The sequence below is a fragment of the Janibacter sp. CFPM2_SD2 genome, assembly GCF_057364645.1.
The window spans coordinates 1-1,093 of sequence record NZ_JBNFOF010000365.1; the positions used below are offsets into that span (position 1 = coordinate 1).

1 protein-coding gene and 1 pseudogene are annotated in these 1,093 nt (G+C 75.8%); both read left to right on the forward strand.

The window, feature by feature from the left end; genetic code table 11:
* Window positions 1–526, forward strand: a 526-nt coding sequence (locus AC2W7J_RS18365) for a Fic family protein (RefSeq protein WP_485984221.1), incomplete at its 5' end; no start/stop codon positions are given.
* Window positions 527–802: 276 nt separating this feature from the next.
* Window positions 803–1,093: pseudogene (locus tag AC2W7J_RS18370) on the forward strand (pilus assembly protein FlpE); the annotation flags it as partial.

A 1,093-nucleotide genomic window follows, 5' to 3' on the forward strand; every position in this document is an offset into this window, starting at 1 on the left:
ACCCGCGTCGCCCGGGCAGGCGCTCGCCCGGCTGCACACCGCCGCCGCGGCGCAGCTGGTCACCGACCGCGACCAGCTCGGGCGGCCGCGGGTCGAGGGGGAGGGGTGCGAGGAGTTCAGCGACCTCGGACCGGCCCCGACGGGGACCGAGCTGCGTGGGCGGCTCGACGGAATCATCGAGCTGATGCGCAACGCCAGTGAGGCCCCGGCCCTGGTCGTCGCCTCGATCGTCCACGCGGAGATCGCGGCGACCCGGCCCTTCGTCGTGGGCAACGGCCTCGTCGCCCGGGCCGTCGAGCGGGCGCTCATCGCCGCGACCGGGCTCGACCCGACGGGGGTGGCGGTGCCCGAGGCCGGGCACGGCCACGAGGGCGGCCCCGCCTATCTCGGCTCGCTCAACGGCTATGTCCACGGTGGCCAGCCCGGGGTCGTCCTGTGGCTCACGCACTGCGGCGACTCGCTCGTCGCCGGTGCGGAGGAGGGGTGGCGCGTGGCCGACTCGGTGCGGGCCGGCCGCCTGGGCTAGGGCCGCTCGGCGCGTCGTGGCGCATCCGAATTGCCTTTCTGCTCACGCGAGTTACTCTTGTTCTCAGCTGCTCCCTTCGGGTTGAGCGGCCAACGCACGGCTCCCTCCCCCCCCGAGCCCTCGCGTTGACGCCCGGCGCTCCCCCGCCGGGGCCGTCCCCTTTTCCGGGCACGGTGTCATCGCTCGTCGTCCACAGGCTCGCGGGCTCCGGTCGGTCCGTCCACAGGCTGACGAAGGGGGACTCCCCGCACTTGCTCGCGCGGCAGGGTCGAGGGCATGCACCCGATCGTCATCGTCACCGGCGCCTCCGGCGGGCTGGGCGTCTCCACCCTCGCGGCCGTCACCGCGACCGTCCTTGCCCGTCACGGCTCGCCCGTGCTCGTCGACGCGGCCTTCGGCGCGGGCGGTCTCGACGCGACCGTCGCCGTCGAGCACGAGGACGGTCTGCGCTGGGCGGACCTCGCCGAGCACGAAGGGGAGGTCGACGTCGGTCGACTGCGCCGGGCGCTGCCCCAGGGGCCGGTCCCGGTGCTCGCGGCGGCGGGGTCGGCGCCCTCGCCGCAGGCG